Annotated in this window: 28 protein-coding genes; 18 read left to right on the forward strand and 10 right to left on the reverse strand. The window is 36.9% G+C overall.

Features of this window, described 5'->3' with window-relative positions:
• Positions 1-140 precede the first annotated feature (140 nt).
• Positions 141-1,769 carry an NADP-dependent glyceraldehyde-3-phosphate dehydrogenase gene (locus AC2A07_RS05280; protein WP_484049543.1) on the forward strand — a complete coding sequence of 543 codons (1,629 nt, stop codon included), beginning with the start codon at positions 141-143 and terminating at the stop codon, positions 1,767-1,769.
• Positions 1,770-1,832: 63 nt separating this feature from the next.
• Here the strand turns inward: AC2A07_RS05280 and AC2A07_RS05285 are convergent, their stop codons facing one another.
• Complete coding sequence (locus AC2A07_RS05285) at positions 1,833-2,333, reverse strand: hypothetical protein (protein ID WP_484049544.1); 501 nt, start codon at positions 2,331-2,333, stop codon at positions 1,833-1,835.
• Positions 2,334-2,589: 256 nt separating this feature from the next.
• The gene (locus AC2A07_RS05290) at positions 2,590-3,003 is read right to left on the reverse strand and encodes an XRE family transcriptional regulator (RefSeq protein ID WP_484049545.1); all 414 of its coding nucleotides are present in this window, start codon (positions 3,001-3,003) and stop codon (positions 2,590-2,592) included.
• A gap of 219 nt (positions 3,004-3,222) precedes the next feature.
• On the opposite strand from AC2A07_RS05290, the gene AC2A07_RS05295 reads away from it, so the two are divergent.
• Positions 3,223-4,212: a WG repeat-containing protein gene (locus AC2A07_RS05295; protein WP_484049546.1), complete on the forward strand. Its 990-nt coding sequence runs from the start codon at positions 3,223-3,225 to the stop codon at positions 4,210-4,212.
• Between the two features lie 103 nt (positions 4,213-4,315).
• Here AC2A07_RS05295 and AC2A07_RS05300 read toward each other — a convergent pair whose 3' ends face one another.
• The gene (locus tag AC2A07_RS05300) at positions 4,316-4,732 is read right to left on the reverse strand and encodes an XRE family transcriptional regulator (RefSeq protein WP_484049547.1); all 417 of its coding nucleotides are present in this window, start codon (positions 4,730-4,732) and stop codon (positions 4,316-4,318) included.
• A gap of 192 nt (positions 4,733-4,924) precedes the next feature.
• Positions 4,925-5,755, reverse strand: a complete 831-nt coding sequence (locus AC2A07_RS05305) for an alpha/beta fold hydrolase (RefSeq protein ID WP_484049548.1) — start codon at positions 5,753-5,755, stop codon at positions 4,925-4,927.
• Positions 5,756-6,130: 375 nt separating this feature from the next.
• On the opposite strand from AC2A07_RS05305, the gene AC2A07_RS05310 reads away from it, so the two are divergent.
• Entirely contained in the window at positions 6,131-6,625 is a 495-nt protein-coding gene (locus tag AC2A07_RS05310; protein ID WP_484049549.1) for an RNA polymerase sigma factor, read from the forward strand.
• Positions 6,626-6,701: 76 nt separating this feature from the next.
• Positions 6,702-7,301, forward strand: a complete 600-nt coding sequence (locus AC2A07_RS05315; protein WP_484049550.1) for a hypothetical protein — start codon at positions 6,702-6,704, stop codon at positions 7,299-7,301.
• Between the two features lie 56 nt (positions 7,302-7,357).
• Here AC2A07_RS05315 and AC2A07_RS05320 read toward each other — a convergent pair whose 3' ends face one another.
• The gene (locus AC2A07_RS05320; protein WP_484049551.1) at positions 7,358-7,918 is read right to left on the reverse strand and encodes a YdcF family protein; all 561 of its coding nucleotides are present in this window, start codon (positions 7,916-7,918) and stop codon (positions 7,358-7,360) included.
• 3 nt (positions 7,919-7,921) lie between these two features.
• Complete coding sequence (locus tag AC2A07_RS05325) at positions 7,922-9,466, reverse strand: S41 family peptidase (RefSeq protein WP_484049552.1); 1,545 nt, start codon at positions 9,464-9,466, stop codon at positions 7,922-7,924.
• Between the two features lie 152 nt (positions 9,467-9,618).
• On the opposite strand from AC2A07_RS05325, the gene AC2A07_RS05330 reads away from it, so the two are divergent.
• Positions 9,619-10,713 carry an MBL fold metallo-hydrolase gene (locus AC2A07_RS05330; RefSeq protein WP_484049553.1) on the forward strand — a complete coding sequence of 365 codons (1,095 nt, stop codon included), beginning with the start codon at positions 9,619-9,621 and terminating at the stop codon, positions 10,711-10,713.
• Here AC2A07_RS05330 and AC2A07_RS05335 read toward each other — a convergent pair whose 3' ends face one another.
• Complete coding sequence (locus AC2A07_RS05335) at positions 10,714-11,001, reverse strand: GNAT family N-acetyltransferase (protein ID WP_314492455.1); 288 nt, start codon at positions 10,999-11,001, stop codon at positions 10,714-10,716.
• A gap of 337 nt (positions 11,002-11,338) precedes the next feature.
• On the opposite strand from AC2A07_RS05335, the gene AC2A07_RS05340 reads away from it, so the two are divergent.
• The gene (locus tag AC2A07_RS05340) at positions 11,339-12,529 is read left to right on the forward strand and encodes an MFS transporter (RefSeq protein ID WP_484049554.1); all 1,191 of its coding nucleotides are present in this window, start codon (positions 11,339-11,341) and stop codon (positions 12,527-12,529) included.
• Between the two features lies 1 nt (position 12,530).
• Complete coding sequence (locus AC2A07_RS05345; protein WP_484049555.1) at positions 12,531-13,523, forward strand: MBL fold metallo-hydrolase; 993 nt, start codon at positions 12,531-12,533, stop codon at positions 13,521-13,523.
• Between the two features lie 210 nt (positions 13,524-13,733).
• Here AC2A07_RS05345 and AC2A07_RS05350 read toward each other — a convergent pair whose 3' ends face one another.
• The 3 genes from AC2A07_RS05350 to AC2A07_RS05360 all read right to left on the reverse strand — a co-directional run bounded on the left by AC2A07_RS05350 (position 13,734) and on the right by AC2A07_RS05360 (position 17,649).
• The gene (locus AC2A07_RS05350; protein WP_484049556.1) at positions 13,734-15,953 is read right to left on the reverse strand and encodes an NADP-dependent isocitrate dehydrogenase; all 2,220 of its coding nucleotides are present in this window, start codon (positions 15,951-15,953) and stop codon (positions 13,734-13,736) included.
• Between the two features lie 104 nt (positions 15,954-16,057).
• The gene (locus tag AC2A07_RS05355; RefSeq protein WP_484049557.1) at positions 16,058-17,185 is read right to left on the reverse strand and encodes a cadherin repeat domain-containing protein; all 1,128 of its coding nucleotides are present in this window, start codon (positions 17,183-17,185) and stop codon (positions 16,058-16,060) included.
• 11 nt (positions 17,186-17,196) lie between these two features.
• Positions 17,197-17,649 carry a T9SS type A sorting domain-containing protein gene (locus tag AC2A07_RS05360; RefSeq protein ID WP_484049558.1) on the reverse strand — a complete coding sequence of 151 codons (453 nt, stop codon included), beginning with the start codon at positions 17,647-17,649 and terminating at the stop codon, positions 17,197-17,199.
• Between the two features lie 164 nt (positions 17,650-17,813).
• On the opposite strand from AC2A07_RS05360, the gene tpx reads away from it, so the two are divergent.
• The 11 genes from tpx (at position 17,814) to AC2A07_RS05415 (ending at position 25,424) form a co-directional block, all read left to right on the forward strand.
• Positions 17,814-18,311, forward strand: coding sequence for a thiol peroxidase (tpx, locus tag AC2A07_RS05365; RefSeq protein ID WP_314492466.1), 498 nt, complete (start codon positions 17,814-17,816; stop codon positions 18,309-18,311).
• A 77-nt stretch (positions 18,312-18,388) separates the two neighbouring features.
• Positions 18,389-19,600 carry a DUF763 domain-containing protein gene (locus tag AC2A07_RS05370; protein WP_484049559.1) on the forward strand — a complete coding sequence of 404 codons (1,212 nt, stop codon included), beginning with the start codon at positions 18,389-18,391 and terminating at the stop codon, positions 19,598-19,600.
• A 277-nt stretch (positions 19,601-19,877) separates the two neighbouring features.
• Positions 19,878-20,468 carry a Crp/Fnr family transcriptional regulator gene (locus AC2A07_RS05375; RefSeq protein WP_484049560.1) on the forward strand — a complete coding sequence of 197 codons (591 nt, stop codon included), beginning with the start codon at positions 19,878-19,880 and terminating at the stop codon, positions 20,466-20,468.
• 76 nt (positions 20,469-20,544) lie between these two features.
• On the forward strand, positions 20,545-20,952 hold the full coding sequence (locus AC2A07_RS05380) for a VOC family protein (RefSeq protein WP_484049561.1): 408 nt from the start codon (positions 20,545-20,547) through the stop codon (positions 20,950-20,952).
• A gap of 116 nt (positions 20,953-21,068) precedes the next feature.
• A complete protein-coding gene (locus AC2A07_RS05385) occupies positions 21,069-21,593 on the forward strand; it encodes a DinB family protein (protein WP_484049562.1) in 525 nt (174 codons plus the stop codon).
• Positions 21,594-21,835: 242 nt separating this feature from the next.
• Entirely contained in the window at positions 21,836-22,267 is a 432-nt protein-coding gene (locus AC2A07_RS05390; RefSeq protein WP_484049563.1) for a VOC family protein, read from the forward strand.
• Between the two features lie 99 nt (positions 22,268-22,366).
• Positions 22,367-22,780, forward strand: a complete 414-nt coding sequence (locus AC2A07_RS05395) for an SRPBCC domain-containing protein (RefSeq protein ID WP_314492483.1) — start codon at positions 22,367-22,369, stop codon at positions 22,778-22,780.
• Positions 22,781-22,794: 14 nt separating this feature from the next.
• Positions 22,795-23,049, forward strand: coding sequence for a helix-hairpin-helix domain-containing protein (locus AC2A07_RS05400; RefSeq protein WP_484049564.1), 255 nt, complete (start codon positions 22,795-22,797; stop codon positions 23,047-23,049).
• Between the two features lie 73 nt (positions 23,050-23,122).
• Positions 23,123-23,986, forward strand: coding sequence for a VOC family protein (locus AC2A07_RS05405; RefSeq protein ID WP_314492488.1), 864 nt, complete (start codon positions 23,123-23,125; stop codon positions 23,984-23,986).
• Between the two features lie 134 nt (positions 23,987-24,120).
• Positions 24,121-24,954: an SDR family oxidoreductase gene (locus AC2A07_RS05410; protein ID WP_484049565.1), complete on the forward strand. Its 834-nt coding sequence runs from the start codon at positions 24,121-24,123 to the stop codon at positions 24,952-24,954.
• A 41-nt stretch (positions 24,955-24,995) separates the two neighbouring features.
• Positions 24,996-25,424, forward strand: a complete 429-nt coding sequence (locus AC2A07_RS05415) for an SRPBCC domain-containing protein (RefSeq protein WP_484049566.1) — start codon at positions 24,996-24,998, stop codon at positions 25,422-25,424.
• Positions 25,425-25,475 lie beyond the last annotated feature (51 nt).

A 25,475-nucleotide genomic window follows, 5' to 3' on the forward strand; every position in this document is an offset into this window, starting at 1 on the left:
CGTTAACTTCTGTATTAAATTTTATTCAAAAAGCTTTTAAATAGAGCAAATCAATGAAACCGCTGTTCCGGAATTCAATCTTTAGCTCTAACTTTATTCTTTTAAACTTCAAATTCAAATTATTAATTAAAGTAAAATTTATGAGTTCAGCAAATACAGAATCATTTAGGGAAATTTTTAAAAATGAAAGCGAAATACCCGAAGAATATCAGGTTCAGGAAATTCATCAGCGGGTTTATCTATTAAACGGCGAACTTGTAGAGTGGAGCGGAGAAGTCACCGAAATTTATTCTCCGGTGTGCATCCGTACCAAAAACGGTCTGGAAAGAAAACTTTTGGGAAGTATTCCCAATATCGGACGGGCAGAAGCAATGGATGTTCTGGATGCTTCGGTAAAAGCTTATGATAATGGTCTCGGCGAGTGGCCGACCATGTCTGTCGAAGGCCGTATCAAATGTATGCAGAAGTTTGTCTATCTCATGATCAAGGAACGTGACCTGATCATCAGGTTACTGATGTGGGAAATCGGAAAAACGCTGCCTGATTCTACCAAAGAATTCGACCGTACCGTAGACTATATCAACCAGACCATTGACGCATTAAAAGATCTTGATCGTGAGTCTTCCCGTTTCCAGCAGGCAGAAGGAACGATCGCACAGATCAGAAGAGCTCCTCTGGGCGTAGTTTTGAGTATGGGGCCGTTTAATTATCCTCTGAACGAAATTTTCACAACCCTGATTCCTGCTCTGATCATGGGGAATACCATCATCTTCAAACTTCCCAAACATGGAGTCCTGGCACATTATCCTCTTCTGAATGCATTTAAGGAAGCTTTTCCTAAAGGAACGGTCAATACTTTATACGGTAAAGGTTCAGAAATTATCACTCCGATTATGGAAAGCGGAAAAGTGAATGTCCTTGCATTTATCGGTTCCAGTAAAGTAGCTAACGGATTGAAGAAACTGCACCCGAAAGTCAACAGGCTGAGAGCTATTTTGAGTTTAGATGCTAAAAATGCTGCTATTGTAACCAAAAATGCCAATCTCGATATTGCAGTAAGCGAAATTATTCTCGGAGCACTCTCTTTTAACGGGCAAAGATGTACCGCCCTGAAATTGATTTTTGTACAGAAAGACGTTGCAGAAGAATTTACAGCTAAACTAAACAAAGCAGTTTCTGAATTAAAACCCGGTCTGCCATGGGAAAAAGAGGTGAAGATCACACCGCTTCCTGAAGTAAATAAACCTTCCTATCTTAAAGAATGTATTGAAGACGCGCTGTCTAAAGGTGCAGAAGTTCTGAATGAAAACGGCGGTTATAATGAAGAATCATTTGTTTTCCCTGCTGTTGTTTATCCGGTGAACAGTGAGATGAAGCTGTATCATGAAGAGCAGTTCGGTCCGATTATTCCCGTGGTGCCGTTTGAAACGATTGAGGAGCCGATAGAGTACCAGGTCAATGCATCTCATGGAATGCAGGTGAGCATTTTCAGTGAAGATGCCCTGGAAGTTTCAAAACTGATCGATCCTTTTGTCAATCTCGTGAGCCGTGTGAATATCAACTGCCAGGCACAGCGGGGTCCTGATGTTTTTCCTTTTACAGGAAGAAAAGACTCTGCGGAAGGTACGCTGTCTGTATTTGATGCGCTCCGTTCTTTCTCAATCAGGTCTTTGGTTGCCGCGAAGTCAACGGAATCCAATAAAAACCTTCTGAATACGATCGTAAGAGATCATGATTCAAACTTTTTGAGTACGGATTATCTGTTTTAGATTGCTACTGATCTGAAATCTGATCAATGATAAAAACCTGCTCTGCAGCAGGTTTTTATCATTTTATGTATTCATCAATATCTTTTCAACAGACTCTACGATTTCCTTTTCTATACTTTCTTCATCAAGGGTCTCCAGAGTATAAGTCTGTTCTTTCATCGCTGTGGTTCCCGTTCCGTTCTGAAAAATGGTGTCAAGATGGATCCCGATTTTTTTATAGTTTTTGTCGGCAGTGAACATGATATGCGGAAACTTATTGTTGGTATAAAAATTAGAATCTACATTTCTTGCAATCTGGAGTTTGATGTTGGTCTGGGCGTTGATTCCCGTTCCGTTTTTACTTTCTTCGTTCATGGAAATTTTACAGCCGTATCCGTTTTGTCTCAGCATTTTTCTGAACTCCTGCATTTTGGGATCAATCAGGTTTTTACACAGTGTTTTAAAACCTTCAATAAACAGATCTTCTTCACTTTTCTTCTTTTCCTGACTCTCCTTCAGCTTCTGTTCTTCCGTTCTTAAATTGGAAAACAAAGAATTCAGTTTGTTTAAATTTTCCTCTTTCATGGGATCATGTATTTTTGAATGGGTAAGTTTATTATTGGATTATTAAATTGAGCGTTTTGCCTCTCATCATTTTTCAAATATAAATAAAATCATGACAAAAATGAGGTTCAAATTTCTCAAAAATAATCCACCATCAGATTTTACCAATCCTACAAGTAGATTTTAAAATAAATCTCCTTCGATGAAGGAGATAATTTTGCAGAGCAGAAAGATGGTATATTGATGAGTGTAATTAATCTGATAAAATCAGATAAATCTATTTATTATGCGCAAACTGTTCAAATCTGAGAATAAGATCATCTTTTTCTTTCAGCAAACGCTCATACAGAGCAATTTTTTCATCATACAGCTGTACTAATTTATCAATAGGATTGAATGTCGGATAGTAATTGTACGATATCCCTACTGCATTGTCGCTGTTCGTAGAAGTGTTTAAAATAAAACTCACCGCCAGCTCTTCATTAAAATTCTGAAAAGCCTCAACAGGAATTTTTAATACTTCTGATAACCTTCTCAATAAAGGTTCTTCGATCGTGTCCTTCTGCTCAAGGAGAGAAACCTTCTTTTGATTCCAGTCTTCACCGAGATCATAAGCAAGAGCCTCCTGCTTGATGCCAAGCATTTCTCTGAATCTTTTGAGATTGCGTCCCTGATGTATTTTTTGTTCCATTTGTGATTATTTTTAATGCTTAAAGTAAAGCAGATTATTAAGTATTAAAGATAAATAAATAAGATGTAAAAATCCAAATCTGATTAAGAACAGGTTGAGGTATATAGATGATTTAGGCTTCCGATATATCTAAAGCAGCAGCTTAAAGCCTGTAGTATTAAATTATTTTGTCGATCTTCCGAAAATAGATTACTTTTATACAACGCCAAAATTAAAATCATGAAATTTTCTGTCAGCTGTTTTACGGTTCTGTTGGGCTTTGCTCTTCAAGCCCAGAATTTGATTCCTTATAATAATAACGGAAAATACGGACTCTGTGACACCGAAGGAAAAGTTGTATTGGAACCGGTATACGATGACACCCGTTTTTTCTCTTCCGAAACCAATGGTTATCCGATTAAAAAAGACGGAAAATATGGGTTGCTGAATAAAGATCTGAAAACAGTTATTCCTTTTATTTCTATTGCACCTGTTACTGAAAATGCAGATGGATACACTGTTTATTTTTCAGAAAATGAACTGCACTATTATTCTAAAAATTACCAATTGGTAAAGAAAAGAAAGTTAGATAACATACCTAACTCTTATGGTCCTGTAACAACATCCGGTTCAGATCAGTATTCTGATCATTTTAACAATGAAAAAGTCCTGGAAATGTTTAAAAAAAAATATAGTAAAAAAGGAGCATACCAGGTGGTAGCTGCAAACAGTACATATTATACAATCTGTTCGGAGAACATGAACGGAAAATGTATGCCAACAGCAGTATTTCTGCCAAGAACAACAACCTTTCTCATCAGTAATGGAGAAAAGGAATATCGAAATGTTACCTGGAATCCCGGCACGTCAAAATACTATATTATCGTGAAGAATGATACCAAAGAATATGTGATTGATCAGGATGAAAAAGTTATTTTCCCCGAAAAAGAATACGAAAGACTGTATGTGGTGAAAAATTATATAGGATATAAGGAAAAAAATTTTGCTTCCGAAAAAAATGTGACCCACTACTTTATGATCAGTTCAGGAAAGACGATTGAGAATAAATTTTCCTCATTTGATCCTGCAAAAAGCCTGATGATCGATGGAAAAAACTTTGATATTTTCAAAGCTAAAGTTAATAATTATGATCTTCACAAATCGCAGGATGTCTATATCGGAGAAAACGGTAAACAGTACTTTAAGGTAGATTTTACGTTTGATAATTAATGAAAAATAAGTGACATAAAGATAAAAACCTGTTTTAAAACAGGTTTCTCAGTGTAATCTATCTTTAACTGGTTTAATTCATATAAAAATTCAGCTTCGAAAATCATTCTTTACTGACTTCGGACTGATCTGATTTTCGAAGGAGATCATCTTTTTCTTTCAACAGCCGTTCGTAGAGTGAAGAGGTTTCATCATGCATTCGGATAATCTGATCAATAGGATAAAAAGTACATTTTACGTTCACAGCGTGCAGGGTAGACGAATCTTTACTGGTAAAGGTATTTGAGACAATATTAATCGCAGGCTTTTCATTAAAGTTGCTGAAAGATTCTGCAGGAATTTCTGACTCTTCCGTTTTTTCCTCTATTAATGAATCGTCAATAATTTCTTCTTTTTCAGGTACTGATAATCTATTCCGGTTCCGGTCTGTTCTCAAATCAGAAGTTGAGGATTCCTGTTTAATGCCGGGCATTTCCCTGAACAGTTTTATACTGCGTCCGGGATGTGTTTTTTGTTGCATTGGTAATAATATTAATAATGCTTTAAATTAAATCATATCATTCAATGTAAGAGGAATTTTCAAATCTAAATTAGGCCGGTGAATGGATATTGTAGTCAGTTTATCCGTAATCATATCCGGAATTAAAAAGGTATTGAATACAAAACGGGCTGTCAACTACTTGACAGCCCGTTTTAATTTATCTGTAATAGATTAGTTAGCCGTTAAAAACTGAACTAAAACATGATTTAATTTATCTGCGTGGGTTACATTCAATCCATGAGGAGCACCTTCAATCACAATAAAATCGTTATCGGCGATGCCCTGTGCAGCCTGTTTCCCGGCTGTTTCGATCGGAACAACTTTATCATCATCACCGTGTACAATCAGTGTTTTTACCTTGACATTTCCTAATTCAGGACGAAAATCTGTATTAGCCCAGCTTTCAGCACATTTGATCGTTGCAATAGGAGAAGCACATGATGCAATGCTCCAGTCATAATCCAGTTGTGCCTGGCTGACAGTCTGAGAAAGTAAGCCGTAATTATAGAAGTTTTTGTGGAATGTTTCCAGAAAAGTAACCCTGTCTTTTTTCAGGTTTTCCATGATCTCGTTCAGGTCTTCCTGAGGCACACCATCCGGATTGTCATCTTTTTGTTTTACCAAAGGAATGATTGAAGAAATTAAGGCAATCTTATCAACATTTTCTGATCCGTAATTGGTCAGATAACGGACAACTTCTCCGCCACCCATTGAAAATCCGAAAAGGATCACATTTTTAAGGTCAAGTTGGGAAATCAGTTCGTGAAGATCAGCAGTTAATGTATCATAGTCATATCCTTCTGCTGTAGGAGATGATTTACCAAAACCTCTTCTGTCGTAAGAAATCACACGGTAACCTAAGTCTAAAAGAACCGGAACCTGTGCTTCCCATGACTTTCCGCTTAACGGCCAGCCGTGAATTAAAATGATCGGCTGTCCTGTACCGAAATCTTCGTAATAAACCTGATAGTTTTTTTCATTTTCTTTAGTGATGTAAGGCATAATATCGAATTTTTAATATTAATATGTGATTTTTTTTAAACAAATTGTGAGCCATAAAAATGAAATTCGTCAAAGATGTGGTATCTGTTTTTTTCGAAATCTCGCTTGCTGGAATTATACCTCACAGAGCAGAAAGAGAGATGAGCGCAGTAAAGAAGGAGTATTCTGAGCAATAAACAATAGCATAATTCCTGTATTTATTAAAAGTTTTCCGCACTTAAATCATTACTTTACAGTAAAGAAGGTAAGCTTATTTTTTTAAAAAATCTTTGAAAAAGAAAACACAGTGCCGGTTCACAAAAATAAATTAATGTTTAAAGATAAAAACTGTAACATTTATTTCTAAATACTACTAACTCCATAGAGCCGAAAACCATGACCTCATCAGAAAAGGAATTTTTACATAAAATCGAAAAACATAAAGGAATCGTTTTCAAGATTTCCAAGATGTACATGGATGACAAAGATGACCGTGAGGATCTTTTTCAGGAAATAACCTATCAGGTCTGGAAAGCGTACAAGGGGTTCAGGGGAGAAAGTGAATTTTCCACCTGGCTGTACAGGATTGCTCTCAATACTGCGATCATATTTTTAAAATCCGAAAAGAAAAGAAGTTTTATAGGAAATGAGGACTTTACGGATTTTAAAATTGTGCAGGATGAATATGATCAGACAAAGGAGGAACAACTTTCATCCATGTACAAAGCAATCAGTCAGCTGAATCCTATTGATAAAGCATTTATCTTCTATTATCTCGAAGATTTCTCCGGAAAAGAAATTGCTGAGCAGATGGGAATCTCTGAAGGAAATGTTCGGGTCAAGATGAATCGCGCCAAGAATAAGCTGAAAGATATTTTAAGCACTAAGTAGAAACGGGTACAGAATATAAAGATTTACTAAACTCTTAATTCTAAACGCGGAATTTCAATACAGAAAAACAAATATTATGAATATAGATGATTTAAAAAACACATGGAACGAGGATATTTCAGAAAAAACACCGGAAATCAACATTGAACAGAATAATAAGATTAATCTTCCCCTTGAAAAAATCAGGAGAAATATGAGAATGGAATTCTGGTCAACAGTAGGAGTTTTGCTTTTTGGCTTTGCGATTGTGTGGATTCCTGTTCCCGAAGCTCCCTTTAAATTTAAATTTTACCTGACAGTACTGCTTTTCTCAATGGTCATCGTTGTATCTTTTTTCTTCAGTAAGTTTTTTAAACTGTATAAAGATATCAGCAGCCCGGTAATGAAAACCTACGACTCGCTGAAAGATCTGATGTATCAGTTTGATCTCAACAAACAGTATTACCTTTCATTTATGCTGTCATTTGTCCCATTCCTGGTGTGTGAACTGATTATTGTCGTAGAATTTATTCCACACCGTATACCGTTAAGTGACCTGCATATTGCCACAACGATTATCTCTATGCTTGCTGTCGGACTATTTGGCCTTTTCCTGCTCGGAAAATACTGGTATGGATTTTTTTACGGAAAATATGTAAAGCAGATTGAAAGCCTTTTGACTGAACTTAAAAAATAGCGTTGATATTTTCTGAAACGGTTACGGCATTCGAAATTTTGCCGTAGCCATTTTTATTACTGGAGATAGTAAGCCGGAAATTCTCTTATAACAGAATAAATATCCCGCCATTCAAAATATGCAGGACTTACGCTGCTTACACTGGAGATACCATTGTCCCGGAAAAGCTTTTTAGTTCGGGTCACATGGAAATATTGGGAAACAGTAATGATGCTTTTAAAAACATATTTTTTCTGTAATTTTAAAGTATTCTCTACGGTTAATCTTGTATTATTCCCTTTATTATCAAGCAGGATTAACGAATCCGGAATTCCCTTTGTGATCAGAAACTTTTTCATTTCAGAACCTTCGTAAAATCCTTCTCTTCCCAATCCTCCGCTGACAAGGATTTTTTTTACCCGATGACTTTTGTAAAGCTCAATTCCTGTTTCCAGGCGTTTTTTGAGTCTTGCTGATAATGTTCCGTCTTCATTCACTTTGCTTCCCAAAATGACGGCAATATCTGCTGTAAAGCCTTTATCAATAAGGCCGTCCGATATAATGTATGCCGTATGAATCAAAAACCAGGTGATCAGAATCGCCATTATTACTTTAAAACTTTTAATGATGATCTTCATATACTAATTTTGCATCTTATTTCTCCTGTCCTTTTCAATATCTGCTTTTATCCAATCAAGCTGCACGTCCTTTTGCTCAAGGAGATCCTGCATAGTCTGTTTAACTTCGACATCAGGAATCACTCCCCGCTGAGTACCGGTAAAATTAATATTCGGCTGAATAAGCAGTAATCCGATGGGAAGATCTATTTTAGAATTGGGAAGTTTCTGATAAGAATAAAATCCGGCTACTGTACCGTCATTGGCACCACCGGTTTCCTCACCGACCAGGACGACCCTTTTGTCATATTTTAATTTGGATGAAATGATAGAGGAAGCAGAAAAACTCCCACCGTTGATGAGCAGATACACTTTACCTGCAAATGCATCTTTCTTTGGTCTGGTAGATTTGTTTTCCTTCATTTTATAATAGGCTGCTCCGTCTTTTCCTTTATAGGAACTGAAAGCCTGTGAGAAAAAATATCCAGGATAAAGAAGGCTTTTAACCGTAAATTGTAAAGGACCTGATTTCCTGAAATAATTGGTTTTTAAGGGGGTAGCTTTTGAAGCCAGCTGTGAGGGTTTGATCAGGACAAAAGGTTCCCGGGCGAGATAGGAGTAGAGATTATTGATTTCATAGAGTGATCCGCCGTAATTATTTCTGATATCGATTATCAGATAAGAACTTTTTGCCTTTTTTATTTTTGCAAAAGATTCCCTGTAAAAGCGGTCAGAAAATGTTCTTGAAAAACTCTGGATTTTCATGTACGCAACAGTGCTGTCCTTATCTGAAAATTTAAAATTTCTATTATATGAGCTTGTCGAAGCTACATAGTCATTAACCTTTTTTTCATCAGTCCGCTTTTTCTCTGCTTTATCTTTTTCAAGGTCCTGTCTGTTCTTGGATTCTCTTTTCAGATGTACGGTTTTTCTTTCTCCCTCATAAAGTGTTTCTACTTTTGCGCTGTCCATGATTCCTTTCTCTGCAACATAGAAATTAAAAAATACATCTTTCAGATAGTAGTTCTGAAAAGTTGTATTATAACCGTCACTGCTGATTAGGTCACGGTATTTCTTCAGATAGTCAGAAACAGGGATTTCATTGATACTGAGAATTTCAGTTCCGGGTTTTATTTGTTCTACAGAATCTTTATTTTCTGTGATGTATAAACGATTGTCCGAGACATAATATTCAAAACGTCCGAAAAGGCCTTTTTTATTTTTTAGAATTTTAATTTCCTTTCTGCTGAATTTTTTTGCAGGGATCTTTAACGATAAATGTCCTTCCTTTATTTTTGAGATGACCGGCTGGATCTTAAAATAAAACTGTACCGGCGTAAGAGGACGGCTGATTGTTTTTTTGAGGCTGTCAAACTTGAAATCAAGTTTTTCCTTAGAGATATACAAGTTTAGTTTTGGGTGCATTTCCTGAAGTTTCCCGTAGGCAAAATCAATATCCTCGTGCAGCTTTTCAGGAGAAACCGTCGACTTTGTATGTTGGTTATCCCTTTTAATAGATGTGCAGGAACTAAGAAATGCAGCGAAGAGCAGTATTAAAAAGTTTTTCAATTTTTTTTTCAGTTTTTCGAAGATTAAATTTAAAAAGTTTCAGATCATTATCTCAAAAAAAAGTAAAATTTATTCTGATCCGTCATAATAGAATCCGGGCACGGTATTACGTGCGGAAAGTTATACATTTGAAGCTTATATTATTATAAAAAATGATCTATTTAATCATCATCATGGTACTGATCGCCGCATTAACAGTTGCCGTAACCTCCCAAAAAGTTTTTGGAGCAGAACCAAAAGGAAAACGTCTTGAAAGAATGCTCATGTCAGAACATTATAAAAACAGGCAGTTTCAGAACCTCAGTCTCACTCCTTCGCTTGCAGAGGGATACAGCATGCCGAAAGTGATGTATGATTTTCTCTTTGCCAAAAAAGATCCGTTGATAAAACCGCATCACCGCATACCTGCCGTTCATACTGATTTAAAAAGTATTCCGAAAGATCAGGATGTCTTTATCTGGATGGGACATTCATCATATTTCATTCAGACCAATGGGGTTTCGTTTTTAATAGATCCGGTTTTGAGCAGTTACGGTTCTCCTTTTAAATTTTTTAATAAAGCTTTTCAGGGTTCCGATGTGTTTAAGCCTGAGGATATTCCTCATCTTGATTACCTGGTTATTACGCATGACCACTATGACCATCTGGATTATCCTACCGTCATGGCTATACAGTCAAAAGTAGATAAAGTGATCATGCCCTTGGGCGTAGGTGCTCACTTTGAACGCTGGGGCTACAGTGAGAATCAGCTGTTGGAAGAAGAATGGGGAACCACTCTTGAACTCAAAAACGATATCAGAATCACTTTTACTCCCGCAAGGCATTTCTCAGGCAGAAAATTCCACAGGAACAATACCCTGTGGACCTCATATGTACTGAAAACTCCAACAAAAAAACTTTTCCTCGGCGGTGACAGCGGTTATGACACTCATTTTAAGATGATCGGTGATCAGTATGGACCTTTTGATTTTGCCATTTTAGAAAACGGGCAGTACAATGCAGCATGGAAATATATTCATGCCTTACCGGATGATGTAGTACAGGCAAGTCTCGATATTCAGGCAAGAAATATTATTCCCGTACATTCAGGCAAATTTGCTTTGGCACTACATCCGTGGAACGAGCCTTTGCAGAAACTTACGGCTTTAGGAAAAGAAAAACAACTGTCTGTTCTCACTCCCAGAATCGGTGAAGTCCTGGATCTGAATAAAAATGAGATTCAATTTCAGGAGTGGTGGAAAGATTAACTAGTCGTGCCAGATTCCTCTGTATCTTTTAGGATGGTTTTCCAGCTGTTTCCTGACAAAATCACACTCCGGATCAATCATCAGGTCTTTCTCTTCTGCAAATCGTACAAGTTCGTCCAGAAGTAATTTTGCGTATCCGTGTCCTTCAAGATTCTCATCAATTTTTGTGTAGTGCACATTCAAAAGCCTTCCATCAACGGCAATCGACATGTAACCTACTTTTTCATCATTCAGAAACATCTGTAATTCATCCTGATAAGGTGATATTTTAAACTTTACATTTTCCATGATTTCTGATTTTATGAGATAAAACTCTATCTTAAAATTACAAATTAAATTTTTGATGAAGGATTTTTTAAGCTCAAGATGAGGTAATTTATAATCGTTTAAATTAAGGAGTCAGCTGAGAATAGACTCTGTTAACTTTAGCCTGGATAAAAAGATAGGTCTCAAGTTATTAAGCAAATCATTTTGATTTGATTCAAATAAATAATTAAATTGATAGTAATCATTTATTACCATAGCTTTTTTCAATATTTCAATCTGAGTATTTATACGTTTTTTCGACAAAAAACACCGACTTTTGTTACTCCTTTTATCCACTGAACCTAGTATTTTATTCTGAATGAAAACGCTCAAAGAAAAAAATAAATTCATTGCTACAATATTGGCGTTTGCAGTGATTCCGATGTCCGGCCTTGCCACAGATATCTATCTGCCTTCAATGCCAGGTATGGCAACAGAACTTCATCAGCCCGAGAGCAGCATTCAGCTCACACTTTCTATATTTTTAATCAGTTACGGAGTGACCCAGTTTTTTGCAGGAAGTGTTGTTGATTCATTTGGCAGGTTCAGGGTTTCTGCGATTTCCCTGGCACTGTTTGTAGTCAGCTTTCTGATCACAGCACTAACGAAAGATATTTTTGTTATTTATGCTATGCGTGTATTACAGGGTATCCTGTCCGGATTTGCAGTCGTCTCAAAACGGGCATTTTTTGTAGATGTATATGAAGGTGAAAAGCGTAAACATTACCTGAGCATCATGACAATTGTCTGGTCTGTAGGACCTATCATTGCACCTTTCATCGGCGGATATCTGCAGAAACTGTTTGGCTGGCAGTCCAATTTCTATGTTTTGGCAGGTTACAGCCTGATTTTACTGATTCTGGAGTTGCTGTTTTCCGGGGAAACTTTAAAGCTTAAAAAACCTTTTTACCTGAATGCAATGCTTAAAGAATATGATACCATGTTCAGAACCAAAGATTTCTTCTACGGTATGCTGATGTGTGGGGTAAGTTATGCGGTGGTGATTTTCTTTAACCTGTGCGGAGCATTTATTATCGAGCACAAAATGGGTTATTCTGAAGTAATTGCAGGCTATGTCTCATTAATCTTAGGTTTTGCATGGATGACCGGTGGCTTCTTAGGTAAAGCTTTAATAAAGAAAGCATTCCTTCCCAAGATCCGCTATGCTAATTTTATTCAGATCTTTTTGATTGGTTTAATGATTTTCTGCTCATACTTTCTGAATACTGTTTACAGCCTGGTTGCTTTTGCATTTGTCATTCACGTCACTGCAGGTTTTATATTTAATAATTATTTCGCCTACTGTATCGGACGGTTTCCGGATTCAGCAGGTGTTGCAGGAGGTTTGACCGGTGGAGTAGCGTTCATTATTACATCAGCCATCAGTTACGGAATTGTCGCTGTCATCAAACCTGAAATTCAGCTTGAAGTTGCAGAAGGATATTTTATCCTGGGGATCTTAGGTCTGATTATTTTAAGCATTACCAAATTAAGAAAAGCACATATTTAATATGAACCGGAGAGAACTTTTAAAAAACGGGCTGTTGGCAGGAACTCTAAGTATTGTTCCGTTTTCCAATGCGTTTGCAAATACGGCAAAGAAAGAATTAAAACTTGAGAACGATCTTTCAGGATTTAAAAAAGTAAAATTAGGTGAGCTTGATCTTTTTATTCTCACAGACGGATATCTTCACGAGAAAAATTTAGATCAGTTTGCGCCAAGAGGAAATATTTCTGAGCTGAAAAATATTCTGAAAGATAACTTCCGTTCTGATGAGTACATTGATCTGGCAATGAATATTCTTCTCGTCAAGACGAAAAATAAATTGATCTTACTGGATTCGGGAATGGGAATTTTTGCAGATCATATCACAGGGTTTTTACTGAAAAGCATGGAGAAAGCCGGCTTTTTTCCCAAGGATATTACAGATATTTTTATCTCTCATGCCCATCCGGATCATATCGGCGGAGTCATCGATAAAGAAAATAAGGCAGTCTTTCCCAACGCCAATATTTTTATTTCAAAAAAAGAACACGATTTTTGGATGAATGCTACATTAAAAGATTTCAGTAACAGTATATTGAAGGCTCTGCCGGAGATGCTTAATCAGATCATTCCTTCGATTCAGAATGTTTTGAAATCCATACAGCCAAAACTGAATTTTTATGACTTCAATACAACGCTGTATGATCATTTCACTTTCGAACTGGCTCCCGGGCACACTCCCGGTTTGACTGTAATGAAGATTACATCAGGAAATGAAAAACTGATGTATATTGCAGATCTGATTCATTCTGACATTATTCTTTTTCCACACCCGGAGTGGGGATATTTTGGGGATACAGATCTTGATGTTGCCGTACAGTCCCGTAAGAAACTCCTTCAGCAGTTGGCTGAAACAAAAACAAAGGCTTTCGCCTATCATTTGCCATGGCCTGGACTGGGTTTTACAAAAAAGAAATCTGCCGGCTATGAATGGATACCTGAGGTTTTTATGAAGTAACTTCTATCAGTAATTCGTCAACCAAGGGGAAATAGGACAACCGTATTTTATCAAGTATCAATACTTACCTGAAGAAATAAACGGACCGAAACCCGTTTTCAATTTATATATTTGGTTAAAATCGGAAAAATATTTTTTGTATGCCTGATTACAAATCAAAAAAAGCTCCTCAAAAAAGGAGCTTTTCATTTATAATAAGTAGTCAGGAAATTAAATTCCGTCAATAATTTCATTTAAAACAGTGCTTGGCCTCATCGCTTCGTATGTTTTATACGTATCTGATTTGTAATAACCGTCAATATTCTGTGGTTTTCCCTGAGCACCGATCAATTCAGAATTAATTACTTCTTCGTTTTCCTGCATTGCTTCTGCAACCGGGCCAAATTGTTCTGCCAATTCAGCATCAGCTGTTTGGTTTGCCAAAGCTTCAGCCCAGTACATTGCCAGATAGAAGTGAGAACCTCTGTTGTCGATCTGTCCTACTTTTCTTGCAGGAGATTTATCGGTAGCTAAAAATTTAGCATTTGCTTCATCAAGTGCATCAGCCAGAACCTGAGATTTTGTATTCCCCTGAGTCTGTGCCAAATGTTCCAAAGAAGCCTGTAAGGCTAAGAATTCACCTAAAGAATCCCATCTTAAATAACCTTCTTCCAGGAACTGTTCAACGTGTTTCGGAGCAGAACCTCCCGCACCTGTTTCAAATAAACCGCCACCGTTCATCAAAGGAACGATTGAAAGCATTTTAGCAGAAGTTCCAAGCTCAAGAATTGGGAAAAGGTCTGTTAAATAATCTCTTAAAACATTTCCTGAAACAGAAATGGTATCTTTTCCTTCTCTTGCTCTTTTCAGTGTTTCGGTCATCGCGTCTTTCACATCAAGAATTTTGATATCAAGTCCGTTGGTATCATGATCAGCTAAGTATTTTTCAACTTTTTTGATCATTTCCCTGTCGTGTGCTCTTCCCTGATCTAACCAGAAAATGGCAGGCGTATCAGAAAGTCTTGCTCTGTTAACGGCTAATTTTACCCAGTCCTGAATAGGGGCGTCTTTGGTCTGACACATTCTGAAAATATCTCCTTTTTCAACTTTTTGAGAAAGAAGAACGCTTCCTGCTTCATCCTGAACTTCAATGGTCCCTTCAGCGGCAGCCTGGAAAGTTTTGTCGTGAGATCCGTATTCTTCAGCTTTCTGAGCCATCAGACCTACATTGGGAACAGAACCCATAGTGGTAGGATCCAGTTTTCCATTGGTTCTCATATCGTCAATCACAGCCTGATAAAAACCTGCATAAGAACGATCCGGAATGATACATACAGTGTCTTCTTCTTTTCCTTCTTTGTTCCACATTTTTCCGCCGCCTCTTACCAAAGCAGCCATCGATGCGTCGACAATGATGTCAGAAGGAACGTGGAAGTTGGTAATTCCTTTGTCAGAATTTACCATGGCCACTCTTGGTCCGTTTGCCAAAGCAGTTTCAATATCTGCTTTGATATCAGCTTCCTGAGCATTTCCTTTGATTTTATCAAAAAGATCTGCAAGACCGTTATTTGGATTTACATCTAAAGAATTGAAAACTTCAGCATATTTTGTGAAAACATCTTTAAAGAAAGTCTCAACGATCGCACCGAATACGATGGGGTCAGAGATTTTCATCATCGTAGCTTTCAGGTGAGCAGAAAGAAGTACATTTTTGTTTTTAGCTTCTTCGATTGCTTCCTGTACGAAAGATTTCAGAGAATTTAAATTCATTACGGAAGAATCAATTACTTCACCTGCCTGCAGACCTGCGAAATCTTTTAATAAAGTTTCTTCACCGTCATTTCCTTTAAAAACGATTTTATATTTTGTAGCATTGTCAAGAGTCGTCGAAGTTTCTGTTCCGTAGAAATCTCCGGTGTTCATATGAGCAACATCAGTTTTACTGTCAGAAGCCCAGTCTCCCATTCTGTGAGGATTTGCTTTTGCGTAGTTTTTAACGGCTTTTGGAGCACGTCTGTCAGAATTCCCTTCTCTTAACACTGGATTTACAGCACTTCCCAATACTTTGGCATACTTAGCCTTGATCGCTTTTTCATCATCATTTTTCGGTTCAGCAGGATAATTGGGAACGGCAAAACCTTTAGATTGCAATTCAGCAATAGCAGCATCTAACTGAGGAGCAGAAGCCGATATATTAGGTAATTTGATAATGTTCGCATCAGGTTGTGTGGCAAGTTCACCCAATTGAGCTAAAGCGTCATCAGTTTTCTGGTCATCTTTCAGAAACTCAGGGAAGTTGGCTAAAATTCTTCCTGCCAAAGAAATATCCGGAACTGCGATCTCAATATTTGCCGGTTTTGTAAACGCTTTTACGATAGGTAAAAACGAATGTGTTGCCAACATGGGAGCCTCATCTGTAAGAGTGTAATAGATTTTTGATTTTTCTGACATTATACTGTTATTTATTATTTAAGTTTTAGTTTCACAAATTTAGTAAATATCATTGTTTTATTTGGAGTCTTTGCATAAAAAAAGAGGCTTTTGCCTCTTTAAATTTATATTTGTGTAATTGTATAAGTTCCTGTCGCATCAAAGTTAATATTGAACTCAACTTTGAAGTTTTTAGGAGTTGTTGTCAGGTTAGGAATCATAATATTTGCACCATTTACATCAAAATTGGCATCATTTAAATTGTCACCTAAAATTTCCTCGTAAGAATTACTTCCAGCACTAGGTAATTTTATGTAAAAGCCAGAGAAATTAGTAGAAGCTGCACCTGTTATATTGACAGAGAATTTATTAGTAGCAGTGTTATAAGTTATAGCAGAGGCTTGAGGTGTTGTTGGTATGTTACTATTAGAGATCAAAACAATTGATGGACTAATATTTCCCATATAAACATTAACAGAGGTTCCAAAATTAAGAACATTGATTCTGTAAAAACCATTAGAAGAAATATTGAAGTTAGTTCCATTGGCAACTAATGTATTTTGACTGGTTGATCCATACACCTGTGCAGAAGTATTTTGTGCAGCAACAAATTTAAACTGCGTATTTGCCGGCAAATATTTGTAACCTATTTTTTCACTTCCGTTATAATTCCTTAATAGTTCTGCAGAGGTTGTATTAAAATTATTGTATGACCCGTAAAAATACAAGTTTGCAGGAATGGCTGAATTTGAACTAGAGCTTGTAGGCAAACTTAAAGTTCCCGCATCATTTACACCCAAAGTATAAGGTGTTCCATTTGGAGAAGTGAGAGTAATTCCTTGTCCAGCTCCTGTCACAACAGTTTTACTAATTTGAGAATAAGGTACACTCATCAATTGATTCACTCCTACATTAGTATAATTGCTTCCACCTGCAGGATCCATTTCCACTTTTACAAATTTTGTGTTTGTTCCCCAGTTGATCGCTCCAAAGCTTCCAGTTGTAGGCGTTCCCTGTCCGATATTTAGATTGACCAAACCTTTCGAGTTGGTTGTTTTTGTATGAGTTTCTGTATATAAAACTGTTCCGGTAGCAGAGTTTTCCAAAATGCTTATTTTCAAAGCAATATTGCCGTTTGCAATCGGAGCTCCTGTTGCATTGAATGCGATTGTCTGATAACTAAAAGCTTGCGGAACTTGTGCACTCAATAATGTTGCTAAAAATAGTCCTATAGTAGCGTATATTTTTTTCATGTTTAAATAGTTTAAGGTTTTTTAATGATTTTGATAGGTTTAAGGTCAGGATTTTTGAAAGTGATCATATAAACACCTTGGTTTAAAGATCTCAAATCCAGTTGGTCTGATTGTAATTTTGTCTTTAAAACAAGTCTCCCTGCAAGATCAAAGATTTCAACCTCGTCAATTTTTGATTTTGAATTTAATTTTACATAAACGAAATCAGCAGTTGGATTTGGATAGATTTTCACAGTCTCTTTTTCCAGTTCACTTACTCCTAAAACCTGTAGTACAGTTTGATAAAGCATTCCCATCGTTCCCGAATTGTTTTGATCAGGATCAGTCGGGATCACATAGATTTCTCCGACAGAATGTATGAAATTATCTGCAGAAACAGCTCCGGAATTGACATTTCCAATCACAGATTGGGCAAATCCGAAAAACGGTACAGCAAATAATAACAGAGTAATTTTTCTCCTCATAGTTATTTATTTTTATGGATGCGAATATAAATTAATTTTTCTACTGAGAATATGATTCAGATGATAAGTTTTTTAATTTTCACTTTAAGAATTATTTAACCTTTATTACAGACAAAATCATCTGAAATTTGAATAAATTTGATCAAACTTTAAAAAATTAAATTATGTCAGTGATCACATTAAAAGGAAATGAGGTAAATACATTAGGAAAACTTCCTGAAGTAGGGTTCAGCATCAGAGATTTTGCTTTGGTGGATTCAGGTTTGAATGTAAAGACTCTTGAAAGCTTTGAGGGAAAGAAAAAAGTATTTAATATCTTCCCAAGTATTGATACTCCCACCTGTGCGTCTTCGGCAAGAAAGTTTAATGAAGAAGCCAACAATTTAGAAAATACTGTTGTAATCAATGTTTCTAAAGACCTTCCGTTTGCATTGACAAGATTCTGCGCTGCCGAGGGATTGGATAATGTAGAGACTCTCTCAGATTTCAGGGGAAGTTTTGGTGACGATTATGAAGTGACAATTACAGATTCTCCAATGAAGGGTCTTCTGAGCCGTGCTGTAATTGTAACTGACGAAAACAATAAGGTAGTATATACAGAACAGGTTTCCGAAATTGCTGACGAGCCGGATTATTCTGCTGCCATCGCTGCTCTGAAATAAGATTTGAAATAAATGATAACAAAGCCTTGTGAAAATTATTCATAAGGCTTTAATTTTGCTTAAACTTTTAAAACTTTATGAAACGATCCGGAACCGCAACATTACCCCTACACTACGGAAAAGTACCTCCATGGCTATACGAAAGGATGGCTGTGCTCGGGCGTTCTGTAATTGAAGTATTATTAGCAGACTACGGTAAAAATGAGGTTCTGCGGAGATTGGCAGACCCATTCTGGTTTCAGAGTTTTGGTGCGATCATGGGAATGGACTGGCATTCATCGGGAATCACCACTTCGGTCATGGGAGCTCTTAAGCACAGTATCAATCCAAATTCCAAAGAACTCGGAATTTACATCTGTGGAGGAAAGGGAAGGTTCTCTAAAGAAACGCCTAACGAACTGCTCGCCATTGCTGACAAAACAGGGATGAACGGGGATGAACTGGTACGTGCCAGTAAACTGTCTGCAAAGGTTGATAATACTGCCATTCAGGATGGTTATCAACTGTATCTTCACAACTTTATTGTGTCAGATGAAGGAAACTGGGCTGTCGTGCAGCAGGGAATGAATGATGCTGACGGAACGGCGCGCCGTTACCACTGGCATTCTGAAAATATGGAATCATTTGTTGACGAACCTCATAAAGGGATTCAGGGCATTAATCAGGGGCAGATTCTGAACTTGACCGCCTGTGAAGCGCATGAAAGCAGAAAGGGAATTTTAGAAATTTCACATACAAACTCAGAAAAGATCATGCAGGATTTTGCCAATCTGATTCTGCCCGCTCATCATGATGTAAGAGCTTCTGATGTTGATCTCAAAAAACTGGGAACACTTTTGTATATGACAAGAGAAAACCCGCCTGAAAATTTTGAAGAATTACTGCTGCTAAAAGGGGTTGGGCCAAGGACCTTACAAAGCCTGGCTTTGGTAAGTGAAGTTATTCACGGAGCACCATCAAGATTCAGGGACCCTGCCAGGTTTTCTTTTGCACACGGAGGCAAAGACGGACATCCGTTTCCCGTACCGGTCAATGTTTATGATGAAACCATCACTATTCTGCAGAAAGGGATTGAAAGGTCTAAACTGGGGAATTCTGATAAATTACAGTCGGTCAATAAACTTCACAGTATCATTGCAGAAGCAGAGAAGAATTTCACTCCGGATTTTGATATCAATCAGGTTATTGAAGAGGAGCGTCAGAATTCCTGGCGTTTCGGAGGAAAAACTGTTTTTGGTGATGCAGAAAAACCTGCTCATTCAAAACCCATCCAGCTTTCCCTGTTTTAATATTGATTCAGAAAACATAGACGTTAAGTAAATTATAATAAATCTCATAACGAATTCCTGCTGTCCGAGAACCTATTAAATCTGAATAAAAAACGAAATGTAATCTTACTGTTTTTAGGGATTTAAGGAGTAAGTTTTCATTTTCAGTTTGAGTTTCCAGTGTTGTCATGAAGCTTTGCGATTGGTTGTTTACTTAAAGATAAAAGAACCGGTAATATTTTAGTTACAATTCCAATAAAAATTTTAATTTTAAAATGTTAACCAAAACATTCATGTCATGGCAAGTAAAGTCTTTGAGGTCTATTCAGATTTTCCGTTTTTTTTTGAAGAGGAGCTTTCAGAAATCTTTCAGGCACACGAAAAAGTGACTTTTCATAAGGGTGACCTCATCCTTGAAGAAGGAAAAACAGCCAATGAATATTATATTTTAGAGAAAGGTCTTGCCCGCTCATTTGTCAATGATTTTAACGGAAATGATGTAACCACCCATTTTTTTGTTGAACAAGAAATTATTATTGATGTTTCATCACTTTTTCAGCGGATTCCCACTCAGGAAAATATCGTCTGTATTACAGACTGCGAATGCATGAAGTTAGATTTTGAAGTTTTTCAGGAATTGTTTCACAGGATCCCGAATCTCAGAGAGTGGGGCAGAGCCTGGATGTCTCAGGAGCTTTTCACATCTAAACAGCGTTCGGTTGAAATGTTTACGATTTCTGCGACTAAACGTTACGTCAATCTTTTAGAACAAAAACCGCAGATTGTGCAGTATGCTCCCTTAAAGCAGATCGCATCGTATCTGGGTGTTACAGATACTTCATTGAGCAGAATCCGTAAAGAACTGGTTTCTCATCCAAAGAAAAATTAAATCTTGTCTTATGGCAAGTTGATTTTCATAAAGACTTGGTAATTTTGGTTAAAAGTTCAACCTTAAAAATTACAAAATGAAAATCAATCAGATCTATGTCAACCTTCCCGTAAAAGATGTTCAGAAAACAAAAGAATTCTGGACTAATGTAGGATTTACGATTAACGAACAGTTTTCAGATGAAAAAGCAGTCTGTGTCGTTTTAAATGATCATACATTTGTCATGTTTTTAACTGAAGAATACTTTCAGACTTTTTCCGAAAGACCCGTTCCGAAAGGAGATACAACACAGGTTTTAGTTGCAATTGGCTTAAACAGTCGGGAAGAGGTCGATCATATTGTCAATGCGGCTGTTAAAAGCGGTGCTACACAACATGAAGAAGCTCAGGACTACGGATGGATGTATCAGAATTCTTTTTGGGACATTAACGGACATGGTTGGAATGTAACTTTCGCGGATATGTCACAAATGCCGGCAGAGTAAGATTACAAAAAAACCACAAAGTTTCACATAATTTTCACAATTAAAATCTGCGTAATCCGCAGGATAAAAATGATTTGTATCAGTTGATGAGATCTCTTAAATAAAAATCAAACAGTATGGACACACCAAAATCAAAAAAATTAGACATCATTATTCCGGCTTTTCGAGGCCATAGTCAGAACTTTCTAATGGTTCTTGACGGAATTTCGGAAGCAGATGCATTGAAAAGAATCGAAAGCAGGACGAATCATATCATCTGGATGACAGGGAATTTTCTGGATATGCGTTATGCATTGGGAAATGCACTTGGACTGACCCCTGAATTCGAATATAAAGATTTTTTCTTTCAGGGGAAAGCTCTGGATGAGCATCTGGATTATCCTACTTTACAACAGCTGAAAGACAGTTTTCATAAAATTTCACCTTTGGTTTATCAAAAATTACTTGATGTTTCTGATGAAGATTTAAATAAAGATTTCCCAATGGGAATGAATATCGAATTTTTCCCTGAAAACATTCTAAATTTTGTCGGAATGTGTATCGGCCGTGAAGATTATCTTTCCGGACAAATCGGATTAATGCGCAGAATTCTCGGCTATGAAGGAATGAAATATGACTTTGATGAGAATATGAAGTATTGAAAATTTAAAGATAATAGGTAATAGATAATAGATAATAGATAATAGATAATAGATAATAGATAATAGATAATAGATAATAGGTAATAGATAATAGATAATAGATAATAGATAATAGATAATAGATAATAGATAATAGATAATAGATAATAGATAATAGATTAATTTCTACTAACTAACTAACTAACTAACTAACTAACTAACTAACTAACTAACTAACTAACTAACTAACTAACACAAAAATCATGGCAAAATTAAATCCATACCTCAATTTTGACGGTACCGCTGAAGAAGCTTTCACATTTTATAAATCCGTTTTTGGCGGAGAATTCGTTGGAGAGATCCATAAAATGGGGAATGCGCCCGGGACAGAAAACTTATCAGAAGAAGAAAAGAACAGGGTCATGCATATTGCGCTTCCGGTAGGAGGAGATCTTTTGATGGCATCTGATATCATTCCGTCATTCGGACAGACATTAACGGTGGGAAATAACAATTACGTTTCTGTTTTCCCGGATTCCAGAGAGGATGCTGAAAAACTATTTAAAGGACTCTCAGAAGGTGGAAACATTGAAATGCCTTTGGAAGATCAGTTCTGGGGTGACTACTACGGAAGCTTTCAGGACAGATATGGTGTTCATTGGATGATCAACTATAATGAAGAATATACCAAATAGTTTTATCTTTAATGAACATGGATCAGGGATAGATTTTAATGAGCAAGTATAAAAGATCTGATTAATCTATCCCCCTCTTAACATTTAAAAATAAAAATAATGGATTCAATTACAATAGATATTACAATCCTGGCACCGGTAGAGAAGGTGTGGGATTATTTCAATTCACCTGAACACATTACCCAATGGAATTTTGCCCATGAAAGCTGGCACTGCACTCATGCTGAAAATAATCTTACGGTCGGTGGGAAGATCAAAAGCAGGATGGAAGCCAAAGACGGAAGCTTCGGTTTTGATTTTGAAGGAATTTATGATGAAATTATTCCTGGTGAAAGACTGAAGTACCATCTTGAAGATGGTAGAAACGTTGAAGTAGTTTTTGAAAAAAAAGACCAGACTACAACGAAGGTCATAGAAAAATTTGATCCGGAAAAGCAGAATTCTGCAGATATGCAGAGAGACGGCTGGTACGCCATTCTCAACAACTTCCATAAATATGTGGAAAATCATTAAAATCATTTTGTGAAATGATTAATTTAGTAATAATGGCGGCGTTTCTAAAACCTGTTTCTGCTGAAGAGCATGCTGTTGTGAACGATTTTTTAAAAGGGATTATTACCGTAACTGCAAGAATGAGCCTGCACAGAGAGAAAATAGATTGTCTGGAAAAACTGACAGATTATTCTGAAAACGAGGTCATGCAGCTTGACGGTTTTGGAAAAAAAATGCTGGAAAAATTAAAAATTCACATGCTTGAAAATCACTTTTCTTTTAAACAATAATTAAAAGAATAAAACTTTCACCGCAATGGTGAAAAAATAACCTAATTTCCGTTTAATAAAAAAAATACATTTAATGAACAACGATATTTTTCCCTGTCTCTGGCATAATGAAGATGCTAAACAGGCAGCTGATTTTTACTGTAAGATATTTAACGGAACGATTACCGCAGATACTCCGGTAGTCTTAAATATCGAACTTTTCGGTCAGAAAATGATGCTTCTAAACGGAGGTCCGCAGTTTCAAAAAAATGCTTCGGTCTCTTTTACCGTCTTGTGTGAAACTGAAAACGAGGTTCAGCAATACTGGGATCAGTTAATCGAAAACGGAATGGTTTTGATGGATCTTGACTCCTATCCATGGAGTAAAAAATACGGTTGGCTGCGCGATCAGTTCGGAACGACCTGGCAGTTATATTTAGGTGAAAAACAAAGTGAGCAGACGATTGTTCCTACATTGATGTTTATCCATCAGAACAATGGAAAGGCCTCTGAAGCGATGGAATTTTACACCCATATTTTTCCGGATTCAAAAATTGAAGGCATTCTAAAATATGGTGACGGCTTCGGGAATAAGAATCATGAAGTTCCTGCCAACGTGCAGCATGCCCATTTTAAAATTGACACGTACTCTTTCTACTGCATGGATAATTCCTATGATCATGCATTTGACTTTAATGAAGGTATTTCTATGGTTGTGATGACTGATAGCCAGGAAGAAACAGATCATTTATGGAATTCTCTGACCTCAGAAGGAGGAAAAGAGAGTCACTGCGGCTGGCTGAAAGATAAATATGGAATGAGCTGGCAGGTTGTTCCGAAGCGGTTAATCGAATTAATGACTCATCCTGATCAGATCAAAGCTCAAAAGGTAGTACAGACCATGATGAAAATGCAGAAAATCGTTATACGGGATTTAGAGAATGCCTTCCAATCTTAACAGGATGCTGAATTTAATATCAACCTACTGACGATATTTTTCAGTGCAGAAATTATTTATCAAAGGTCATTTCCATAATCATGCTTTTCTCTTCGGCTTGTTGTTTGTTGTTATGAGTGAAAAAAGATTTGCTTATGAAAACGCAGAACAGGTCAGCATCATTGTCAAAAGTTCCTAAAGAGGGTATGTATCCTGAGATCATCAGGAAAAACTACGTGGGAAGTAAAAAACTTTTAGGTAAAAAAGCGGTTATCTCCGGTGGAGACAGTGGTATAGGACAGGCTGTGGCGGTTCATTTTGCCAGGGAAGGTGCTGACGTCGCCGTTATCTACCAGGAGAATGATAAAGATGCGAAAGAGACTTTGAAAATGGTTGAGAAAGAAGGTCGGCAGTGCATTTTGATGAAAGGGGATATTTCTAAAAAAGCCTTCAGGAAAAAGTGTATAGAACGATTTAAAAAGCAATGGAAGACATTGGATATCTTAGTCAATAATGCGGGAATCCAGTTCCCCGAAACTGAAATCGATAACATCTCTGATGATCAGATCAGCAAGACTTTCAATGTTAATATCATTTCAATGATTTCTTTTACCAGAGACTGTCTGTCATTAATAAAGAAAGGGGGAAGAATCATCTGTACAACATCCGTAACCGCCTATCGAGGAAGTAATCATCTGATTGATTATTCCGCTACAAAAGGTGCAATTGCAACATTTATACGTTCGCTTTCAGTGAACCTTGCAGAAAATAAAATTTTAGTAAACGGAGTGGCTCCGGGTCCGGTCTGGACTCCTTTGGTAAAAGAAACCTTTGACGATATTGCCTCCTTTGGTAAAGACACTCCTTTGAAGCGTGCAGGGCAGCCTTCGGAAGTGGCTCCGGCTTATGTTTTTCTGGCATCGGAAGACTCAAGTTTTATAACCGGCGAAATTATTCACGTCAACGGCGGTGACTTCGTCGGCGGATAGGGTATATCCATTTATATGAACCAAATTTAAATTAAAATAATATGGAGAATTTAGAATATACAATAGAAATTGATGCTGCTCCGGAAAAAGTCTGGACGGTTCTCTGGAGTGATACCAGTTACAGACAATGGACTTCCGCCTTTACAAAAGGCTCATTTTACATTGGAACCTGGGAGGAAGAAAGCATCGTAAAATTTTATGATCCTGAAAACAACGGAATGTATAGCAAAGTACTTAAGAATGATCCTAACAGAGAGATGGTCTTTCTTCATTTAGGAGAAATTTTTGACGGGATTGAAGTTCCACAGGATTGGGGTGATGCAACAGAATCCTATATTTTGGAAGAAACAGAAGATGGAACCAGACTCATAGCAAGAATTAAAACTTCAGATGAATTTAAAGGTTTTTTTGAAGAGAAATTCCCTGAAGCGCTGCAGAATGTAAAACATTTATCAGAAAATCAATTATAAGTAAGAACAAATAAATATCACAGATTACATTGATGCTTTTAAATCCTGCTG

The sequence above is a fragment of the Chryseobacterium sp. HNCC26DJ238 genome (assembly GCF_057180465.1).

Coding starts and splice junctions, on each gene's coding strand:
- AC2A07_RS05330 (WP_484049553.1), top strand. CDS start 9,619: ATGATCTATTTAATCATCATCATGGTACTGATCGCCGCATTAACAGTT.
- AC2A07_RS05415 (WP_484049566.1), top strand. CDS start 24,996: ATGGAGAATTTAGAATATACAATAGAAATTGATGCTGCTCCGGAAAAA.
- AC2A07_RS05360 (WP_484049558.1), bottom strand. CDS start 17,649: ATGAGGAGAAAAATTACTCTGTTATTATTTGCTGTACCGTTTTTCGGA.
- AC2A07_RS05385 (WP_484049562.1), top strand. CDS start 21,069: ATGGACACACCAAAATCAAAAAAATTAGACATCATTATTCCGGCTTTT.
- AC2A07_RS05390 (WP_484049563.1), top strand. CDS start 21,836: ATGGCAAAATTAAATCCATACCTCAATTTTGACGGTACCGCTGAAGAA.
- tpx (WP_314492466.1), top strand. CDS start 17,814: ATGTCAGTGATCACATTAAAAGGAAATGAGGTAAATACATTAGGAAAA.
- AC2A07_RS05290 (WP_484049545.1), bottom strand. CDS start 3,003: ATGGAACAAAAAATACATCAGGGACGCAATCTCAAAAGATTCAGAGAA.
- AC2A07_RS05400 (WP_484049564.1), top strand. CDS start 22,795: ATGATTAATTTAGTAATAATGGCGGCGTTTCTAAAACCTGTTTCTGCT.
- AC2A07_RS05355 (WP_484049557.1), bottom strand. CDS start 17,185: ATGAAAAAAATATACGCTACTATAGGACTATTTTTAGCAACATTATTG.
- AC2A07_RS05315 (WP_484049550.1), top strand. CDS start 6,702: ATGAATATAGATGATTTAAAAAACACATGGAACGAGGATATTTCAGAA.
- AC2A07_RS05345 (WP_484049555.1), top strand. CDS start 12,531: ATGAACCGGAGAGAACTTTTAAAAAACGGGCTGTTGGCAGGAACTCTA.
- AC2A07_RS05395 (WP_314492483.1), top strand. CDS start 22,367: ATGGATTCAATTACAATAGATATTACAATCCTGGCACCGGTAGAGAAG.
- AC2A07_RS05340 (WP_484049554.1), top strand. CDS start 11,339: ATGAAAACGCTCAAAGAAAAAAATAAATTCATTGCTACAATATTGGCG.
- AC2A07_RS05350 (WP_484049556.1), bottom strand. CDS start 15,953: ATGTCAGAAAAATCAAAAATCTATTACACTCTTACAGATGAGGCTCCC.
- AC2A07_RS05375 (WP_484049560.1), top strand. CDS start 19,878: ATGGCAAGTAAAGTCTTTGAGGTCTATTCAGATTTTCCGTTTTTTTTT.
- AC2A07_RS05310 (WP_484049549.1), top strand. CDS start 6,131: ATGACCTCATCAGAAAAGGAATTTTTACATAAAATCGAAAAACATAAA.
- AC2A07_RS05285 (WP_484049544.1), bottom strand. CDS start 2,333: ATGAAAGAGGAAAATTTAAACAAACTGAATTCTTTGTTTTCCAATTTA.
- AC2A07_RS05305 (WP_484049548.1), bottom strand. CDS start 5,755: ATGCCTTACATCACTAAAGAAAATGAAAAAAACTATCAGGTTTATTAC.
- AC2A07_RS05370 (WP_484049559.1), top strand. CDS start 18,389: ATGAAACGATCCGGAACCGCAACATTACCCCTACACTACGGAAAAGTA.
- AC2A07_RS05410 (WP_484049565.1), top strand. CDS start 24,121: ATGAAAACGCAGAACAGGTCAGCATCATTGTCAAAAGTTCCTAAAGAG.
- AC2A07_RS05380 (WP_484049561.1), top strand. CDS start 20,545: ATGAAAATCAATCAGATCTATGTCAACCTTCCCGTAAAAGATGTTCAG.
- AC2A07_RS05280 (WP_484049543.1), top strand. CDS start 141: ATGAGTTCAGCAAATACAGAATCATTTAGGGAAATTTTTAAAAATGAA.
- AC2A07_RS05405 (WP_314492488.1), top strand. CDS start 23,123: ATGAACAACGATATTTTTCCCTGTCTCTGGCATAATGAAGATGCTAAA.
- AC2A07_RS05300 (WP_484049547.1), bottom strand. CDS start 4,732: ATGCAACAAAAAACACATCCCGGACGCAGTATAAAACTGTTCAGGGAA.
- AC2A07_RS05320 (WP_484049551.1), bottom strand. CDS start 7,918: ATGAAGATCATCATTAAAAGTTTTAAAGTAATAATGGCGATTCTGATC.
- AC2A07_RS05335 (WP_314492455.1), bottom strand. CDS start 11,001: ATGGAAAATGTAAAGTTTAAAATATCACCTTATCAGGATGAATTACAG.
- AC2A07_RS05295 (WP_484049546.1), top strand. CDS start 3,223: ATGAAATTTTCTGTCAGCTGTTTTACGGTTCTGTTGGGCTTTGCTCTT.